Origin of the sequence: Olsenella sp. An293, from assembly GCF_002159495.1 — a bacterium.
GTDB lineage: Bacteria > Actinomycetota > Coriobacteriia > Coriobacteriales > Atopobiaceae > Thermophilibacter.
Window position 1 is genome coordinate 55,643 of record NZ_NFIT01000008.1, and the last position, 16,902, is coordinate 72,544.

Annotated in this window: 16 protein-coding genes; 2 read left to right on the plus strand and 14 right to left on the minus strand. The window is 68.7% G+C overall.

Going from position 1 to position 16,902, the window contains the following annotated elements:
* Window positions 1-73: 73 nt before the first annotated feature.
* The 13 genes from B5F85_RS06570 to B5F85_RS06630 form a co-directional block, all read right to left on the minus strand.
* Entirely contained in the window at window positions 74-2,581 is a 2,508-nt protein-coding gene (locus B5F85_RS06570) for a UvrD-helicase domain-containing protein (RefSeq protein WP_087315590.1), read from the minus strand.
* Window positions 2,582-2,685: 104 nt separating this feature from the next.
* On the minus strand, window positions 2,686-3,141 hold the full coding sequence (locus B5F85_RS06575) for a MarR family transcriptional regulator (RefSeq protein ID WP_158094572.1): 456 nt from the start codon (window positions 3,139-3,141) through the stop codon (window positions 2,686-2,688).
* A 142-nt stretch (window positions 3,142-3,283) separates the two neighbouring features.
* Window positions 3,284-4,126 carry a Cof-type HAD-IIB family hydrolase gene (locus tag B5F85_RS06580; RefSeq protein ID WP_158094573.1) on the minus strand — a complete coding sequence of 281 codons (843 nt, stop codon included), beginning with the start codon at window positions 4,124-4,126 and terminating at the stop codon, window positions 3,284-3,286.
* Window positions 4,126-5,880 carry a class I mannose-6-phosphate isomerase gene (locus B5F85_RS06585; protein ID WP_087315596.1) on the minus strand — a complete coding sequence of 585 codons (1,755 nt, stop codon included), beginning with the start codon at window positions 5,878-5,880 and terminating at the stop codon, window positions 4,126-4,128. The genes B5F85_RS06580 and B5F85_RS06585 overlap by 1 nt, the downstream gene beginning before the upstream one ends.
* 9 nt (window positions 5,881-5,889) lie before the next feature.
* Complete coding sequence (locus tag B5F85_RS06590) at window positions 5,890-6,231, minus strand: hypothetical protein (protein WP_087315598.1); 342 nt, start codon at window positions 6,229-6,231, stop codon at window positions 5,890-5,892.
* A 103-nt stretch (window positions 6,232-6,334) separates the two neighbouring features.
* Entirely contained in the window at window positions 6,335-7,186 is an 852-nt protein-coding gene (locus tag B5F85_RS06595; protein WP_087315600.1) for a PTS system mannose/fructose/sorbose family transporter subunit IID, read from the minus strand.
* The gene (locus B5F85_RS06600; RefSeq protein WP_087315602.1) at window positions 7,186-8,043 is read right to left on the minus strand and encodes a PTS sugar transporter subunit IIC; all 858 of its coding nucleotides are present in this window, start codon (window positions 8,041-8,043) and stop codon (window positions 7,186-7,188) included. Before B5F85_RS06600 ends, B5F85_RS06595 begins: the two co-directional genes overlap by 1 nt.
* A gap of 129 nt (window positions 8,044-8,172) precedes the next feature.
* The gene (locus B5F85_RS06605; protein ID WP_087315604.1) at window positions 8,173-8,670 is read right to left on the minus strand and encodes a PTS sugar transporter subunit IIB; all 498 of its coding nucleotides are present in this window, start codon (window positions 8,668-8,670) and stop codon (window positions 8,173-8,175) included.
* A 59-nt stretch (window positions 8,671-8,729) separates the two neighbouring features.
* On the minus strand, window positions 8,730-9,167 hold the full coding sequence (locus B5F85_RS06610) for a PTS fructose transporter subunit IIA (RefSeq protein ID WP_087315606.1): 438 nt from the start codon (window positions 9,165-9,167) through the stop codon (window positions 8,730-8,732).
* A 564-nt stretch (window positions 9,168-9,731) separates the two neighbouring features.
* On the minus strand, window positions 9,732-10,757 hold the full coding sequence (locus B5F85_RS06615) for an alpha/beta fold hydrolase (RefSeq protein WP_087315608.1): 1,026 nt from the start codon (window positions 10,755-10,757) through the stop codon (window positions 9,732-9,734).
* A gap of 175 nt (window positions 10,758-10,932) precedes the next feature.
* The gene (locus B5F85_RS06620) at window positions 10,933-11,379 is read right to left on the minus strand and encodes a low molecular weight protein-tyrosine-phosphatase (protein ID WP_087315610.1); all 447 of its coding nucleotides are present in this window, start codon (window positions 11,377-11,379) and stop codon (window positions 10,933-10,935) included.
* Between the two features lie 8 nt (window positions 11,380-11,387).
* Complete coding sequence (locus B5F85_RS06625; protein ID WP_087315612.1) at window positions 11,388-12,884, minus strand: D-alanyl-D-alanine carboxypeptidase family protein; 1,497 nt, start codon at window positions 12,882-12,884, stop codon at window positions 11,388-11,390.
* Window positions 12,885-12,897: 13 nt separating this feature from the next.
* Window positions 12,898-13,830: an undecaprenyl-diphosphate phosphatase gene (locus tag B5F85_RS06630; protein ID WP_087315614.1), complete on the minus strand. Its 933-nt coding sequence runs from the start codon at window positions 13,828-13,830 to the stop codon at window positions 12,898-12,900.
* Window positions 13,831-14,015: 185 nt separating this feature from the next.
* On the opposite strand from B5F85_RS06630, the gene B5F85_RS06635 reads away from it, so the two are divergent.
* Entirely contained in the window at window positions 14,016-14,477 is a 462-nt protein-coding gene (locus B5F85_RS06635) for a universal stress protein (RefSeq protein WP_087315616.1), read from the plus strand.
* 204 nt (window positions 14,478-14,681) lie between these two features.
* A complete protein-coding gene (locus B5F85_RS06640; protein WP_239386747.1) occupies window positions 14,682-15,788 on the plus strand; it encodes a hypothetical protein in 1,107 nt (368 codons plus the stop codon).
* Between the two features lie 159 nt (window positions 15,789-15,947).
* Here the strand turns inward: B5F85_RS06640 and B5F85_RS06645 are convergent, their stop codons facing one another.
* A complete protein-coding gene (locus B5F85_RS06645; protein ID WP_087315618.1) occupies window positions 15,948-16,901 on the minus strand; it encodes a DMT family transporter in 954 nt (317 codons plus the stop codon).
* Window position 16,902: the final 1 nt, after the last annotated feature.

A 16,902-nucleotide genomic window follows, 5' to 3' on the forward strand; every position in this document is an offset into this window, starting at 1 on the left:
TCCTTACGCGTACGCATAAATCAACGGTCTCGTGCCTGAGATTTATGCGAACGCATAAAACTCTATGAGCAGCCTACCCCTCGATCTTCACGAGCGGGGCAAAGCCCTTGAGGAGCTTCTTGGTCTTGCCCGTGCGCGTGAACTTGACCTCGATGGTGTCGCCGGAGACGGAGAGCACCTTGCCGGGGCCAAAGGTCTTGTGGGAGACCGCGTCGCCGGGCGAGAAGGACGCGCTCGCCGCAGGCCGTGCCGGAGCCGCGGCCGTGGGTGCCGCGGCAGGCCGCGCTCCCCCGCCGGTCGAGCGCGTGCGCGAACCGAAGACGTTGCCGCCGTAGACCGAAGACCCGCGCCCGCTGCCGAAGGTGCCGTGGCGGTCGCCGCGCTTCTCCCAGCCCACGCCGGCAAAGCCCGACGAGCCCACGCCCACGCGCTCCACGTCCGCGGACGGGATCTCGTTTAGGAAGCGGCTCGGCGGGTTTGCCTGGACCGAGCCAAAGGTGCGTCTGGTCACGGCATGCGTGAGGTAGAGCTTCTTGCGGGCGCGCGTGATCGCCACGTAGGCCAGGCGCCGCTCCTCCTCAACCGCCGCCGGGTCGCCGTCGTAGGAGGCGTGCGGGAAGATCCCCTCCTCCATGCCGGCGACGAACACCACCGGGAACTCCAAACCCTTGGCCGAGTGAATGGTCATCATCGTCACCGCATGGGTCTGACCAGCCAGCGAGTCCAGGTCAGACCTCAGCGCCAGCCACTCGATGAGCGCGGGCAGCTTCTCGGACGCGACGGGCGGCCTGAGAGGGACAGGCGCCGAGGCGGCGTCCCCAGCGGGCGAATCGCCTTGGCGAGCGAGCGAAGCGAGCGCTGAGCCCGTCGGGGACGCCGCCTCAGCGCCGGACGGCTCGATCGCGCCCGCGGCACGCAGCTGCTCCAGAGACTCGAGGGTCTCCACGGCGTCGTGCGTCTCGTCGAACTCGGCGGCGACGCCCATGAACTCCTTGATGTTCTCGATGCGGCCGTCCGCCTCCACGGAGTGCTCGGCCTCGAGGGCGCGGATGAGGCCGGAGCGGTCCACGATCGCGTCGACCACGTCGGCCAGCTCGCCGGTGAAGTGGCGCCCGGCCTCGATCACGCCCGTGAACTCCGCGAGCGCCTGGCGCACCTTGGCGCCGAGCAGCCCCGTCTCCGCGATCGCCATCTCGCAGGCGGAGAAGAACGAGATGCCCTCGTCGGCCGCGAGCTCGCGAATCTTGTTAATGGAGGTGGTACCGATGCCGCGGCGCGGCGTGTTGACCACGCGCAGGGCAGCCACGTCATCGTCGGGGTTCACCACGAGCTTGAGGTAGGCCATGACGTCGCGCACCTCGGCGCGGTCGAAGAAGCGCGTGCCGCCCACGATCTTGTAGGGCACCCCCGCGCGCAGGAACATGTCCTCGAGGATGCGTGACTGCGCGTTGGTGCGGTAGAAGACGGCCATGTCGTCGTAGCTCGTGCCGCCGTCGTGGAGCTTCTCGATCTCCGAGCCGATCCAGCGGCCCTCGTCGCGCTCGTCGGAGGCCTGGAACACGCGGATCCTCTCGCCGTCCCCGGCGTCCGTGAACAGGCGCTTGGGCTTGCGGCGGGCGTTGTTGGCCACCACGGCGTTGGCCGCGGCGAGGATGTGGCCCGTCGAGCGGTAGTTCTGCTCGAGGCGCACCACGCGGGCATCCGGGTAGTCCTTCTCAAAGTCTAGGATGTTCTGGATGTCCGCGCCACGCCAGCTGTAGATCGACTGGTCGTCGTCGCCAACGACCATGAGGTTGCGATAGCGCCCGGCCAAGAGGTTGGTGATCGCGTACTGCACGTGGTTGGTGTCCTGGTACTCGTCCACGCTGATCTGGCGGAAGCGATCCTGGTAGCGCTCCAGCACCTCGGGGCGGCGGGAGAGCAGCTCGAAGGTCTTGACGAGCAGGTCGTCGAAGTCCATGGCGTTGGCCTTGGCGAGGCGCCGGTCCAGCTCGCGGTAGACGCGGGCGGCCGCGCGGTCGGCCGGGTTGGGCGAGCTCGCCATCTCGTCCGGGCCCACCATCGCGTTCTTGGCGGAGGAGATCTTGGAGCGGATGGCGTTCATCGGGAACTGCTTTTGGTCGATGTCGAGGTCGGCCATGATGGTCTTGACCAGGCGGCGCGAGTCATCGTCGTCGTAGATGGTGAAGTTGGGCCGGTAGCCCACGAGCTCCGGGTCCTCGCGCAGCATCCGCACGCACATGGCGTGGAAGGTGCAGACCCACATGCCACGCGTGCCGTAGGGCAGCAGGGCCTCCAGGCGCTCGCGCATCTCCGCGGCGGCCTTGTTGGTGAACGTGATGGCAAGGACCTGCCAGGGGCGCACGCCCTCGTCGGCGATCATGTGCGCGATGCGGTACGTGAGCACGCGCGTCTTGCCCGAGCCCGCGCCCGCGAGCACGAGCAGCGGCCCGCGCGTGCACTCGGCGGCCTCCCGCTGGGCGGGGTTGAGCCCCGAGAGGTCGATGGTCGGGGCAGGTGCGGGCGCAGGCGCCGCAAAGCCGCCCGCCTGCGGAAAGAGGGTCTGCTGGTCCTGGGTCATGGAGCTCCCACGTTCTTCTCGGCAACTGATGCCCTACGAGTGTAGCGGCCCGACCGGACAGAAACTGCCGAGGAGCGAGAAGAACACAGGGCCTTGGGCGGAAGCTACGCGCGCTTCTTGTCGGACTCCCCGATCGAGATGTCCTTGTCGTAGGTGAGGCTGTAGGCGATCTCGAGGCCGCGCAGCAGCTCGCGCGCATCGTGCTCGCCCATCTTGCTCAGGGTCGCGGCGAGGCCCGAGACCCCGCCCGAGCTGTTGTCATGGGCGTATGCGCGCCCCTCGTCGGTGCAGTAGACGATCACGCGGCGACGGTCGTTCTCGTCCGGGACGCGCTTCACGTAGCCCTTGGCCTCCAGCGAGTCCAGGATGCGCGTCATGCGGGGGCGGGTGTAGCCGAGCTTGCTGGCAAGGTCGGACGGGTTCATCCCCTCGTCCTGGCGAGAAAGATACTCGAGCACCGGGTCCTCGCCCATCGACATGCCATAGGCCGTGCCAATGGAGCCCTTGGCGACGCCTCGGGAGTACATGATGAGCTTCTTAGCCGCGTCCTCGTAGTCCATCCTCGCGCTACTCGTCCCTTCCAGCGAGCACACGGAGCTTGTCGCCCCACCAAACTCAAGTTGGTTAATGGTAGCAACTTTTTCCTGAGTTTGCATGAAGAACACCTCCCGTGAAAGCGAGAAAAACGATCCTGTCGGGACGTCACGACTCCCCGAGAAGCGAGAAGATCGTCTCAGCGAGGCCGTCGTGGTCGTTGTCGAGCGCGGTCACGCGCGCGGCCGCGGCGCGCACCTCCGCGGGCGCGTTGGCCATGGCCCAGCTCTGCGACACCGCACGCAGCATGTCGATGTCGTTGCGGCCGTCGCCGAACGCCGCAGCGCGCTCGAGGGGCACGCCGAGGTGCTCGCACACGACGCCGATGCCCTCCGTCTTGCTCGCGCGCCCGTCCATGACCTCGCAGAGAATGGACGAGGACCTCACCACGGAGAGCTGCGGGAACGCCGCGCCCAGCTCGCGCTCCGCACGCTCGATGGCCGCGGGCTCGCCCACGAGCAGGAACTTGTGGAGCCCGCGCTCCGAGAAGTGCTCCTCGAGCGTCCCCTCGACGGACTCCACGCCCACGATCCGCTCCTCGCGCGCCACGCGCGGGTCACGACGGTCCGTCGTCACCCACGTGTGGTAGCCATACGCCATGCAGCAGAGCTCGGGGAACTCGCAGGCAACGTGGTCACGGACCTCGAGCGCGCACCCGAGCGCTATGGGCCTGCTCAGAAGCTCCTCGCCGGCGGCATCGATGACGTAGGCCCCGCTGTAGCACACCGTGGGACCGGAGCACCCCAGCTCGCGCCTTATCTCCTCCAGCGCCTCCGGCATGCGGGCCGAGACCAGCACGAGCGGCACGCCGCGCGCAGCGAGCTCGCGCGCCGCCGCGGCGGTCCGCGGGCTCACCCGATGCGCCGCATCGAGGACGGTCCCGTCAACGTCCGAGAACACCACCGAGGGCAGGGCACCGTCGCCCGACGCCCCGCAAAGCGCGTCAGCCATCATCTCTCCTCCGTACCGCGCACGTGCGCGCGCATCAGCATCGCAGTCGATCGTCCGTCGTTTCTTATCGCGAAGGCGCCCGTCGCCGCCGGGACCACGAACGTCTCCGCGTAGTGCACCCTCATCGGCTCGAAGGCGCCCTCGGGGCTCTCCACGAGGACCTCCTCGCCCTCCACCAGGTTGAGCACGTTGACGGTGCCCGCCGTGTCGAGAAGGGCGCGCCCGCCGGGCCCCACCGTGTAGCGCCTGGTCTCCAGCGGCTCCAGCGCGTGGAGCCCGGTGCGCTCCACCCGCGCCGCACCGCAGGGCTCGTCGACGTCCGCCGCCTGGTCCACGAGGCTCTTCTCAACCCACCCCGTGGTGCGGTCCCATCGAATGACCTCGCGCCCGTGCTCGAGGTGCACCGGGCGCGGCCGGCCGTCCAGGCCAAGTCGGCCCCAGTCCCAGAGCTTGAACGTGAAGATGTAGGGCGTGGCGCTGATCTCCAGGACCATCGTGTTGGCCCCGGCGCCGTGGATGGTCCCCGCGGGAATGAGGAAGTGGTCGTGCCTTCGCGCCGGGATGCGGTTGACGTAGCGCGACGCATCGAAGGGCTCGCCGCCCGCGTTGGCCTCCTCGAGGGCGCCCATCACCTCCGCCGGGTCCACGCCCTCGCGAAGTCCCAGATAGACGCAGGCGTCCTCTCCCGCGTCCAGGATGTAGTAGCTCTCGTCCTGCGTGTAGGCCATGCCAAACGCCCGGCGGATGTAGTCCGTGGTGGGGTGCACCTGCAGGGAGAGGTTCTGCCCGCCCATGGTGTCCAGGAAGTCAAAGCGGATGGGGAACTCGGCCCCGTAGCGGGCATAGACCCCCTCGCCCAGCAGCGGCAGCGGGCACAGGAGCGTGAGGTCCATCGCGGGCACGCGCACCACGGCGTTGTCAAAGGCCAGGGCGAGCGCGTTCTCCTCGGGAACGCCGTCGAAGGCCCAGGCGTAGTTGGGGGCGTCATCCGGCAGTCCAAAGCGCTCGCGCATCCACTGGCCGCCCCACACGCCGGGGTCGAAGTACGGAACCGTGCGGAAGGGACGGCTCGCCGCAACGTCCAATGCGTCCTGGAGCGCCTCGCCTGTGACGGCGCGGGGCGCGCCCGCCTCCACGGTGTCCACCACGAAGTCCGCCCGGGGCAGCACGCGGGCCTTCACGCGGTCCGCCAGGCGCCACTCCACGAAGTAGCCGCGCTTGACCTTGCGCAGGACGTCCTCGCCCGCGTTGTCGCAGCCGTAGTTGGGCATGCCGGCGCGGTAGCGGAGCTGAATCTCCCAGCGCGTCACGTCCGCGTAGACGAGCACGTCACCGGGGTGGACGAGCGTCGCTCCAAAGCCGCAGACCACCACGAGCCCCTCGGCGCTCGCCACCCGCTCGCGCGCGGCGGCAAGCGCGTCGGCGTCCATGAAGTCCTCGAGCTCGCCGAAGCACATGCGCCCGAAGACGCGGTCGTCCGTGAGGAAGGGCGCCATGCGGCGCGTGAGCTCCGCCGGCTCAGGGAAGAGCTCCCGCGTATCGAGAAGGACGTCCGGCCGCAGTCCGCGCAGGACGTCCAGCAGCTCGTCCTCCCGCACGCCCGGGTAGCACTCGCACGAGACCACGACGCGCGACGGGCCCGCCGCGCGGAGCTCGTCCACGCGGCGGGCCAGTGCGGCCAGCAGGGCGCCATAGCCAAGAAGGACCTCGTGCCCCGGAACGGGAACGGTGGGGAAGCGGTCGTACGAGCCCATGGGGAGGCGTCACCCCCGCCCGTTCTTCTCGGCACGCGAGCCCTTCTTGCCCCGCGCGTCCAGGTCCACGCCTGCGGCGTCGAGAATCGCCCGCACGTTCTTCTTGGCGTTGGTCGTGCCCACCTTGAGGACGACGGACATGACCGCGCCGACCACCAAGACGATGACGCCGAGCACGCCAAAGCCCGTCGATCCCCCGTCGTAGAAGCCCCAGTAGCCCACGAGGAAGCCGGCGGCCACGAGCGAGTAGCCCAGGCGCAGCCAGACGTTGAGGCGTTGGATGGCGTCGGTCTGGAGCTTGGCCTCGCGGACGAGGTCCTCGCGGGACCAGTTGGAGGTGTCGAGTGCCATGGTCTTCCTCTCGGTAGCGGCGTGCCCGGGCCGCACAGGGGGAGACGGCGGCCCGGGCAGAAGGAGGTATGCGAACCTAAAGGTGCGGTGTGCCGAGCGGGGCTTACGCGGTCGGCGCAGCGATCGTGGCGGCGCCGAAGAAGCCCACGGCAGCGCCGACGAAGGCGATGACGAGCAGGATCAGCATCGTGACGATGGGGCTGACCTTCTTCTTGGTCATGAGCCACCAGCACAGGATGGTGAAGCCGAGCGGAAGCAGCTTGGGGTAGATGCCGTCGAGCGTGCCCTGGAGCGTGCCGCCGCCGGGAAGCTGCAGCGACGTGGAGATGGAGACCCAGGTGGCGCAGACGGCGCCGATGACCATGGTGCCGACCATCACGATGGCGTCGCGCAGGGCAGTGGCGTTGGGGCCGACGAGGGCCTCGACCGCGGCGCCGCCGAGGTCATAGCCGCGATAGTACGCGAGGCGCATGCCGAAGTAGGCGAGCAGGTTCCACACCACGATGTAGAAGATGGCGCCGAGCGGGCTGCCGCCCTCGGAGAGGCCCATCGCGATGCCGAGCAGGATCGGGATGAGCGTGCCGACGATCAGGGAGTCACCGATGCCGGCGAGCGGGCCCATGAGGCCGGCGCGGATGCCGTTGATGGTCTCGTCGTCGATGGCCTCGCCGTTGGCGCGCGCCTCCTCGAGGCCCACGGTGACGCCGACGATCATGGAGCCGATCTGCGGCTCGGTGTTGAAGAACGCGGAGTAGGTGGTGAGGGCCTTCTGCTGGTCCTCCTTCTTGTCGTAGAGGTCCTCGACGATCGGCAGCATGGAGACTAGGTAGCCGAAGGTCTGCATGTGCTCCTGCGAGAAGCACGTGAGGTTGCCGTAGTACCAGTTGCGGAAGGACTTGGCGAGGGCCTTCTTGGAGACCTTCCTGCCTCCCTTGGCGGCGGTGGTGTCAGCCATTAGATGTCCTCCTCTTCCTCGTCGTCAGCTGCGGTGAGCTCGCCGGACGCGGCAGCCACCACGGGACGGTTCTTGAGCGTGGAGATCTGGAAGTTGATGAGCGCGAAGAAGCAGGCGATCGCGGAGGCGGCGATGAGGTTGCAGCCCATGACCGCGGCGAGCGTGAAGCCGAAGAAGAAGGTCAGGAAGTCGGTGGGCTTGGCGATGACCTGCTTGAGCAGGATGGCGATACCGACGCAGGGAAGCAGGGAGCCGAGGGCGAACAGCGTCTTCATGGGCAGGCCGTCCATGGGCAGGCTGTTCATGATGAAGCTCACCATGTCCTGGCCAAAGTACACGATGACGAACGTGGGGATGAAGGAGCAGACGATGTGGGAGATCCAGGGCAGGACCATGTCCACGAGGTAGAGCTTGTGGGTGTCACCCTTCTCGAGCCACTTCCAGCCCATGCCCTGCCAGGCGAGGTTGATGGTGGCGGTGCCGTAGAAGAGGATGGCGCCGAGGGTGCCGCAGGTGGCGCCCAGGGTCGTGGCGAGAGCGGCCGCGTCGGCGCTGTTGGGGTCGAGGCCCTGGGCCTTGACGGCCATCATGGCCAGCGGGATGCCGATGTAGCAGGCCGCGCGGACGTCGGCGGAGACGGTGCCGCCGGGGGTGACGAGAGCGATGTAGACGACCTGGATGGCCATGCCCACGATGATGCCGAGGGTCATGTCGCCCAGGATGAGGCCGACGATCAGGCCGGCGACGAGCGGGCGCCCGAGCGTGTAGTTGCCGATGGACGTGCCGCCGAGGCCGGGCATCGACGCCAGGCAGGCGAACAGTCCCAGCAGCGCCGCCTGGAACACGTTAATAACCATTGCTTACCACCTTTCCGTGAGTGGTGTCCCCTAGGGACATTATCCTTGCCGGAGCGGCGGCATCCCGGGACGTGCCGCCGCGAAGCAACGTGAGTGATGAAAAGGGACTGTCCCTTTTCATCATGTCGGCTAGAAGCCGAACTGGCCGCGGAACTTGTCCCAGGTGCCGGTCTCCTTGTCGGGGATCAGGCGGAAGTCGACGGTGTAGCCCTTCTTGGAGATGGCCTCGAGCGCCTCGGCCTCCTCCTGGGTGATCGACTGGTTGTTGCCGATCTTGGTGGTGCCGGGACGGTCGTTGCACGGCCCCACGATGACGGTCTTGACGTCATCGGGCACAAACCCAAAGTTCACGAGGATCTCGGCCATGTCGACGGGGTTCTTGGTGATGAGGAAGTAGCGGGTCTTGGAGTCGCGGACGGTCTGGGCCTTCTCCTTGAAGTGCTCCATCGTCCACACGAAGGTCTTCTTGTCGGGAGCGGCGCTCTTGTAGGCGCTCTTGAGGACGGGGTTGGACGCCGCGGCGTCGTTGACGGCGATGATGCCGTCGCAGGGGTACTCGAGGGCCCAGCGGGTGACGGTCTGGCCGTGGATCATGCGATCGTCGATGCGGACAAACGAAACTGCCATGTTCTTCTCCTTACGCGTGTTCCTATCCTTATGGCGGGCACGCCCGCCCTTATCCGCCGCTAGAGGTCCTCGTCCTCGCTCTCGTCCTCGCCACCGAGGTCAAGGGCCATCTCGGAGAGGGCCGCCTGGCCCTCGGAGACCATGGAGGCGCAGAGGGCGTCCTCGTCATCGGTCTGGAGGTCAAAGGCCGCCGTGAGCGCCATGGGCAGGTTCACGCCGCCAAAGGCGCGCGTCTGGGCGAGAAGCCCATGGGCGGCGAGCGTGTTGAGCGCGTTGGTGAGCGGCGAGCCGCCGATGAGGTCGCCGAGGACGATCACGCGGTCGCTCGTGGTGATGGGGGCGATGACCTCCTCGAGCTCGCTCACGTACTGGTCGGCTCCCTCGCCGTCACGAAGGCTGCAGCTCAGGATGTCGTCGCGCTTCCCCACCAGCATGTCGAGCACGCTGTGCAGGCCCGGGGCAAAGGTTCCGTGGCTAACGAGAAGCAGGTATCTCATCTTGGGGTTCCTTTCGTTTGCTGGCTTGCCGAAGCTTAACTCTCGCTGAAATTGATTGTCGTTATTAACTATTAACGGCACAATCAGATAGTTGTCAGCGGTAACTATTCGTCGGTTAACGGTAGCAACTATTTCGCGTGAACAACTATTATCGCGGCGTCGGCAGACCGGCCCCTGTCCCCCGTCAACGCATCTGTATGGGCGTCTAGCTGCGCAAATAGTGCTCTCGAAGGAGAATGGCACTTGTCGGGCGCCTTGCCAGCGTGAGGAGAAGAGATTACGAAATCGCGCCCATCGCGCGGCGAACGGTAATTGCGCTTACGAAACAGCGTTTGTCGCACGAGGCCATTCGCGAGACGGGCGCTCCCGCCCCTCCCCCTTGCGATGCGCGCGGTTTCGTAAGCAATTTGGTCTCAATCCGATGCGACGGGCGGCGAAGTCTAAGCGAGCGGGAGCCGCCCGCGCGACGGGCGGGCTTTCGTAAGCGCCGCGGACCGACGCCATGCGACGGGCAGTGCTTTTCAGGCGCGGCCGAGAAGAACGCGGCGGGAGGCACGTGCTCCTCTACGCCCAGCGACCCAGGAACCCCAGCACGGCGTCCCAGTAGCGCGCCGGGTCGGCGAAGACCGCGCAGCAGTGGCCGGCGCCCGGGAAGGTAAGCAGCTCGTGGCCGGTGCCCGCGCCCGCGAGCTCGCGGGCCATCTCGACGGGCACCACGCAGTCGAGCTCGCCGTGGAGCAGAAGCACCGGCACGCGCGTGCGCGCGAGCGCCTCCACCGGCCGGGCAAGACGCAGGTCGTAGCCACCCGGCGCGCGCATCAGGCGGCGCCGCGCGACGTCGAGCAGCGGGTGCGCCGCGACGGGAGGCGTCCCGAGCGAGCCCGTCTCCACCACGTTTTCCGCCGTGCGCCAGAAGTCGGAGTAGCCCGAGTCCGCCACGCAGGCGCGGACCTGCGACGGGAGGTCCTGCTCGCCCGAGGCCATGAGACAGGAGGCGGCGCCCATCGAGATGCCCATGAGCGTCACGCGCGCGCCCTCCCCCGCCCGGCCCACGACCCAGCGGGCCCAGGCCACGAGGTCGCGCCGGTCGAGCCAGCCGCACCCGACCCAGTCGCCCCCGCTCGCGCCATGCGCGCGCAGGTCAACAAAGAGCAGGTTGAAGCCAGCCTCAGCGTAGCGCCGCGCGTAGGTGAGGCCGGCGCGCCAGTTGTCGTGGTAGCCGTGGACAAAGACGAGCCAGCGCGGAGAGTCCGGGCGACACGCGAGCACATGACCGGCGAGGCGCGTGCCGTCGTCGGAGGTCGCCCACACATCCTCGACGCCCACGGGCTGCGCGTGCAGCCAGCGCCAGGTGCGGTCCGCCTCCTCGGCGCGGTCCCACTCGATGACCTCGCCCTCGTGGGCGCTGAGCCCCGGGGACATGTCGCGCACGCGGACGTCCCCGCCTCCGCCCAGGTAGGGACCGAGCTCCTCGGAGCCAAGGTCGCGCTGCGGGCCGAGCACGGCCGGCAGCAGCCTGCCCACGACCACGGCGGCGCCCAGGCCCGCGCACGCGCGCGCCAGCGCCCGAAGGCCGTTCTTCTCGCCCATGAGGCCCCCTTCCGTCGTCGACCGCCGCCCTCGCCGCACCCGACTGGCATTTTAGGGTATGTACACTTCACCCTCTTAAGAGATTAGCGTTTCCGCAGGTAAAAGACATGCCGAGAAGAACGGGCGAGGCGGAAAACCGTACAAACCCTCAAAGCGGGGCACGCGCCCGCCCGAGCTACAGCGCCGCGAGCAGGGCCTCGCAGCCGGCGAGCACGTCGCGGTAGGTGGCGTCGAAGTCGCCCGTGTACCAGGGGTCCGCCACGTCGCACGGGCGCGCGGTCCAGTCGAGCAGGCGGCTCACCTTGCCGTCCGGGTCCCCGCCGAGGATGCGCCCCAGACCGCGGGCGTTCTCGGCGTCCATGTAGACGATGTGGTCCCAGCTCTCGTACTCGTCGCGCCGCATGCGCCGGGCGCGGTGGCGCCCCACCGGGATGCCCTCCGCGCGCAGCTTGGACACGGTGCCGTGGTGCGGCGGGTTGCCGAGCTCCTCGGAGCTCGTCGCCGCGGAGTCGATCACGAACTCGTCCACGCGGCCCGCGCGGCGCACGAGCTCCTCCATCACGAACTGCGCCATCGTCGAGCGGCAGATGTTGCCGTGGCAGATGAACAGGATGCGGGTCATGGCTCCCCCTACCGGCGCGCGTGCTTGCCGGGCGCCGCGTGCTTGCCCGCCTTGCGCGGCTTCTCGGGCAGGTCGAAGCGCTGGCCGCCGGCGCCGGGCTTCACGCGCGGACGCTCGCCCACCGCCATCTGATAGCGGGAGTCACCCCTCTTGCCCCGGCGAACCGCCCAGGACACGAGCCCCACCACCACGAACAGCGCTACCACGGCGGCCACCGCAATGGCGGCGTGCACCGGGTCAGAGAGCCACCACATCACGTAGGCGGGGATGGAGAGCTCCATGGCCTGCGCGGCGGACACGGTAAACGACGCCATCCACTGGCCGTCCAGCGACACGTCGACGGTGCCGAGCTGCTGGCCCTCCTCGACGGGCGCCATGAAGGCCCCGGTCTCGGGGTCGGTCCCCTCCCACGTGGGCGTGAGGGTGAGGTCGGCAAACGTCGTCCCGCGCGGGACCACGGCCGAGAAGCCGCCGCTGGAGAGCGCCTGGACGGTCTCGCCGTCGTCGGAGAGCATGACGTCCGCCACGCCCAGCACGTCCCCCGGGTTCACGAGCGCGCCCGCCTGCCAGGCGCCGAAGCCCCAGTCGAGCATCGAGCGCATGTCGTAGAAGTTCTCGGTGACGCCCTGGTCGTCGGGCACGCCGGAGGCGCCCAGCGTGACGCCCACGAGGGTCATCCCGTCCCTCTCGGCGCTTACCACCAGGCAGCGGCCGGCGTTGTCGGTGTAGCCGGTCTTGCCCGCCGTCACGACGCCCTCGCCCACGTAGACGGGGCTCTCGGGGTCGATGAGCTGGTCGGTGGTCTCGAGCGTGCGCGCGGGATTGCCGCTCGTGGCGGGCAGGTCCCACGTCGCGGAGCCCGCGATCTCGCAGAACTCGGGGTAGGCGATCGCCGCCTTCATGATGGTCGCGAGGTCGCGGGCGGTGGTGTAGTGATCTTCGTCGGGCAGGCCGCAGGGGTTGGCAAAGTGCGTCCCCGTGCAACCGAGCTCGGTCGCCTTCTGGTTCATCAGGTCCACGAAGGCGTGCCAGTCCCCGCCCCCCACGTAGCGGGCGAGCACGTAGGACGCGTCGTTTCCGGAGGGCAGCAGCAGGCACGCGAGCAGGTCGCGCACAGAGAGGGTCTCCCCGACCACGAGCCCCGCGACGGAGCTCTCGGGGGTGACCTCGTCGAAGTCGGCCTCCTCGACGGTCACCAGCTCGTCCAGGCCCACGTGCTCCAGCGTCACGAGCGCCGTCATGACCTTGGTCGTCGAGGCGGGCTCGCGGCGCTCGTCGGCGTTCTTGTCGAGAAGGACCGTGCCGTAGTTGGCCTCGACGAGGATCGCCGCGGGCGAGGACACCTCGGGCGGCTGCTCGGCGGAGTAGACGGGGTCGTTGGGGGCGGCCGCGACCTCGTCGGCGAGCGCGACGGCCGGCGCGACGGCCGGCGCCAGCGCGCCGGCGCAGAGGACGGCGGCGAGAAGGGCGGAGGCGGCGCGACCGGCGAACGTGTGCAGTCTCATCGTGAGAACCTCCCTAGTGCAGCGCGAACCACGCGATGACGGCGACGCCGAGGGCGATGCGGTACCAGCCGAAGGGCTTGAAGTCGTGGCGCCTCACGAAGTCCATGAGGAAGCGGATGACGCCGAGCGAGACGAGAAACGCCACGAGGCAGCCCACGCCGAGCACCGCGGCCTCCATCGTGGTGGGGACGTTGCCGGCGAGCAGGTACTTCGCGAGGCGCAGGCCGCTCGCACCCACCATCACGGGGATGGCGAGGAAAAACGTGAACTCGGCCACCACGGTGCGCTTGCAGCCGAGGATGAGGCCGCCGATGATCGTGGAGCCCGAGCGCGAGGTGCCGGGGACGATGGAGAGCACCTGGAAGAGCCCGATGCCGATGGCCGTCTTCCAGTCGAGCTCCTCGAGGCTCTGCACGCGGGCGTCCTCGTCGGCGAGCTCCGAGCGAGAGGCGGGCTCGAGGGCGACATCGGCGGAGAAGTGCCGGGCGGCGGGCCGGGCGCCCTTCTCGGCCAGCGCGCGATCGGCGCGGCGCTCGCGAACGGTCTCGATGACGATGAACGCGACGCCGTAGACGATCAGCGCCGCGGCGATCACGAAGGGGCTGCCGAGGTTGGCCTCCATCCAGTCGTCGAGCGGGATGCCGATGACCGCGGCGGGCAGGCAGGCAATGACGGTCTTGGCCCAGAGCAGCCAGGTGTCGCGCTTCTCGGCCTTGTCCTTGCTCGGCGAGAAGGGATTCAACCGGCGGAAGAAGATCACGCACACGGCGAGGATCGCGCCGAGCTGGATGACCACGAGGAACATGTTCCAGAAGTCCTCAGAGACGTTCATGGTGAGGAACTGGTTGAGCAGAAGCATGTGGCCCGTCGAAGAGATGGGCAGCCACTCGGTGATGCCCTCGACGAGGCCAAAGACGGCGGCCTTCACGAGCTCAATGATATCCACAGCCTTCCTTTCCCGCGACAAACCGTCCCATCATCGCGCATGCGGGGCGCTCCTTGCCCGCCCGCGTGCTCCCCCACCGAAAAACTATGCCGTTTGGCGAGAGAAGCGGCAAGGTCGCGGGCGTTCGGGGAATATCTCAGCCAGTCCGCGAGTCAGCGTCCGCGGGACGCGAGAAGGGAGCCACCATGGCCGAAACCACCACCTCGTATCAAGACCTCGGCTACGACAAGATCTTCGTCTCCCTGGACGGGTCCGACCAGCAGGACAAGGTGCTCGACCGCGCCATCGTCATGGCCGCCAACGACAACGCCGAGCTCTACATTGGCTACGTCATCGACTCGACCGCGCTCGAGGCCGCCGGGACCTTCCCCGTCGACATCATCCCCTCGCTCGAGAAGACCTTCCGCGACTCCATCGACGCCAAGGTCAAGGCCGCCGAGGCCAACCCCGACATCAAGAAGGTCGAGGTGATCGTCCGCGCCGGGCGCATCCGCGAGACCCTCAAGGACGAGATGCTCGACGTGATCGAGCCGGACCTCGTGATCTGCGGCGCCCGCGGCCTGTCCTCGATCAAGTACGCGATCCTGGGCTCCATCTCGACCTTCCTCACCCGAAACACGGAGTGCGACACCCTCATCATCAAGTAGCGCCCGGTGACCCCTCACGCCGGGGCAGCGCACCCGGCAAGACCCCCACGCCCCGCAGCGTCCCCCGCGCTGCGGGGCGCCTTTCGTGCGGCCGCGTCGGCCCGAGTCGTGCAGAAACGGTGATTGGGTCACATAAACCGTAAAATAGAAAGGCTGCTATGTTTGACAGCCCCCTCGGGGGACCGCGAACGTGGAGGTTTGTTCTTGTCGTCAGAGACTACATCGCGCGGGCGGCGCGCCCGAGCGCTCGTGACCGTCGGCCTCGCCGGCCTGCTCGCGACCGTTCCCACGCTGCCCATGACGGCCCTGGCAGACACCGCCGCCGAGCTCCAGAGCGCCCAGCAGGCGGTCCAGGAGGCCAACCAGGCCTGCGAGCAGGCGGACGCGCGCGTCGAGGAGCTCGACGCGCAGATCGAGGCCAACCAGGACCGCATCGACGACATCGAGGCCCAGCTCCCCGAGGCGCAGGACCGCGCGACCGACTCGCTGCGCACGCTCTACAAGATGCAGCAGGGCTCCGGGAGCCTCGTCGAGCTGCTCCTCTCCGCCGACAACTTCTACGAGCTCGTCTCCACGATCCAGTACCTCGACGTGATCCAGTCCCGCAACTCCGAGGCCGTGAGCGAGCTCGTCTCGCTGACCGACGAGCTGGCTCTCACCCAGGCGAGCCTCAACGCCCAGATGGACGAGGCCGAGGCCGAGAAGCAGCGCGCCGACGAGGCCCGCGACGAGGCCGAGGAGGCTCGCGACCAGCTCGAGGCCAAGATCGCCGCGCAGGCGGCAGCCGAGGCGGCGGCCCGCAAGGCCGCCATCGAGGCCGCCCAGCGCGCCGCGGAGCTCGCGGCCCAAAGCGAGCAGCAGACGCCGACCTTCACCACCGAGTCCGGCAACGACGCGACGGTCGAGGTCCCCGACCTGCCCGACCCCGACATCGTGGTGCCGGACAGCGACAAGGACGCCTTCGTCTCCGAGTGGTCCGCGCGCATCGACGCCTACCTCGCCGGCTCTCCGCTCGCCGGCCAGGGCACGACCTTCGCCGAGGCCGCCTGGGAGTACGGCTGCGACCCGCGCCTCTCCCCCGCCATCTCCACCGTCGAGAGCTCGACGGGCCGCGTGTGCTTCCTCCCCCACAACGCCTGGGGCTGGGGCAGCTCCAGCTGGAGCAGCTGGGAGGAGGCCATCTGGGCGCATGTCGCCGGCCTCGCCGCGGGCTACGGCGGCCAGCTCACCTACGCCGGCGCGCAGAAGTACTGCCCGCCCAACGCCGACGCCTGGTACGCGAGCGTCCTCGCCAACATGCTGAGCATCTAGCGTTACCGGCCCCTCCGTCGGTTTCGCGCAAGACCTGTCATACGCACGGCTCCCGTCGCCGCCTCCTCGTCTCGAGGGGCGGCGACGGTGCGTAATGGGCGCCGCCCGTCGCAAAGGCCGGGCACCTCCGCGCGTCCCGGGCAAGGCGGCGGGAGCGCCCTACGCCGTGAGGTACACCATGGCGATGATCAGCCCAAAGCCCACGATCTCTGCGGGCGAGAAGGCCGTGCCCAGCCAGACCACGGTGGCAATGGTCGCCGTGACGGGCTCGATGGTGCCGAGCAGGCTCGCGCGCATGGACCCGGCGTCCTTCACGCCCTGCAGGTAGAGGGCGTACGCGCCGAAGGTCCCCACCACGACGCACGCGGCGAGCACCGCCACCGCCACGCCGTCGAGCGCCGGCATGTGCTCCCAGGGCCTATACACCACGGCAAGGATCGCGCCCGAGAGCAGAAACGCCAGGCCGTTCACCGTGAAGTTGCCCCACTTGGCCATCGGCGCGGCGGGAAGGATCGAGAGGCACGCGGCCGCCCCCGCGCAGGCGAGACCCCAGAAGAGACCCTGCGGCGGCAGGCTGAGCTGCCCGGGGTTGCCGCCCGTGGCCACGAGGTAGGTCCCCGTCAGCGCGAGCACCACGCCGAGCGCCTCGCGACGGCGCGGCCGCCGGCGCATCTTGACGCACACATAGCCCAGAACGAGCACCATGCCCAGGCTTTGCATGATGGTGGCCGTGGCCGAGTTGGTCCAGTCGATGGCCTCGAGGTAGGCCACCTGCGAGAAGAGGATCGCGCCCAGGCTCACGCCGAGGATGGCGAGCAGGTCGCGCGGGCTTCTCCACACGCCCCGCAGCTGCTCGCGGCCGCGAGACGTCGCGGCGGCCGCGGCGAGGAAGAGCCAGCACGCCGTGAGCTCGCGCAGACACACCAGCCAGAGGGGGTCGATGGCGTAGGCATCCATGAGCCACTTGGAGACGGTGCCGTTGAGGCCCCAGAAGGTGCCGCCCACGAGGGTGGCCACGATGCCGCGACGCACGCGCCTGCGGCGCTCGGCGTCATGCCCGGGCGCCTGGCCCTTCTCGGCGTCTGCCACGGTAAGCTCGCTCTTCTCGACCACA

What these genes read in the sequence shown, in the direction of transcription:
- B5F85_RS06570 (WP_087315590.1), bottom strand. Translation starts at nt 2,581, where the DNA reads ATGACCCAGGACCAGCAGACCCTCTTTCCGCAGGCGGGCGGCTTTGCG.
- B5F85_RS06575 (WP_158094572.1), bottom strand. Translation starts at nt 3,141, where the DNA reads ATGGACTACGAGGACGCGGCTAAGAAGCTCATCATGTACTCCCGAGGC.
- B5F85_RS06580 (WP_158094573.1), bottom strand. Translation starts at nt 4,126, where the DNA reads ATGGCTGACGCGCTTTGCGGGGCGTCGGGCGACGGTGCCCTGCCCTCG.
- B5F85_RS06585 (WP_087315596.1), bottom strand. Translation starts at nt 5,880, where the DNA reads ATGGGCTCGTACGACCGCTTCCCCACCGTTCCCGTTCCGGGGCACGAG.
- B5F85_RS06590 (WP_087315598.1), bottom strand. Translation starts at nt 6,231, where the DNA reads ATGGCACTCGACACCTCCAACTGGTCCCGCGAGGACCTCGTCCGCGAG.
- B5F85_RS06595 (WP_087315600.1), bottom strand. Translation starts at nt 7,186, where the DNA reads ATGGCTGACACCACCGCCGCCAAGGGAGGCAGGAAGGTCTCCAAGAAG.
- B5F85_RS06600 (WP_087315602.1), bottom strand. Translation starts at nt 8,043, where the DNA reads ATGGTTATTAACGTGTTCCAGGCGGCGCTGCTGGGACTGTTCGCCTGC.
- B5F85_RS06605 (WP_087315604.1), bottom strand. Translation starts at nt 8,670, where the DNA reads ATGGCAGTTTCGTTTGTCCGCATCGACGATCGCATGATCCACGGCCAG.
- B5F85_RS06610 (WP_087315606.1), bottom strand. Translation starts at nt 9,167, where the DNA reads ATGAGATACCTGCTTCTCGTTAGCCACGGAACCTTTGCCCCGGGCCTG.
- B5F85_RS06615 (WP_087315608.1), bottom strand. Translation starts at nt 10,757, where the DNA reads ATGGGCGAGAAGAACGGCCTTCGGGCGCTGGCGCGCGCGTGCGCGGGC.
- B5F85_RS06620 (WP_087315610.1), bottom strand. Translation starts at nt 11,379, where the DNA reads ATGACCCGCATCCTGTTCATCTGCCACGGCAACATCTGCCGCTCGACG.
- B5F85_RS06625 (WP_087315612.1), bottom strand. Translation starts at nt 12,884, where the DNA reads ATGAGACTGCACACGTTCGCCGGTCGCGCCGCCTCCGCCCTTCTCGCC.
- B5F85_RS06635 (WP_087315616.1), top strand. Translation starts at nt 14,016, where the DNA reads ATGGCCGAAACCACCACCTCGTATCAAGACCTCGGCTACGACAAGATC.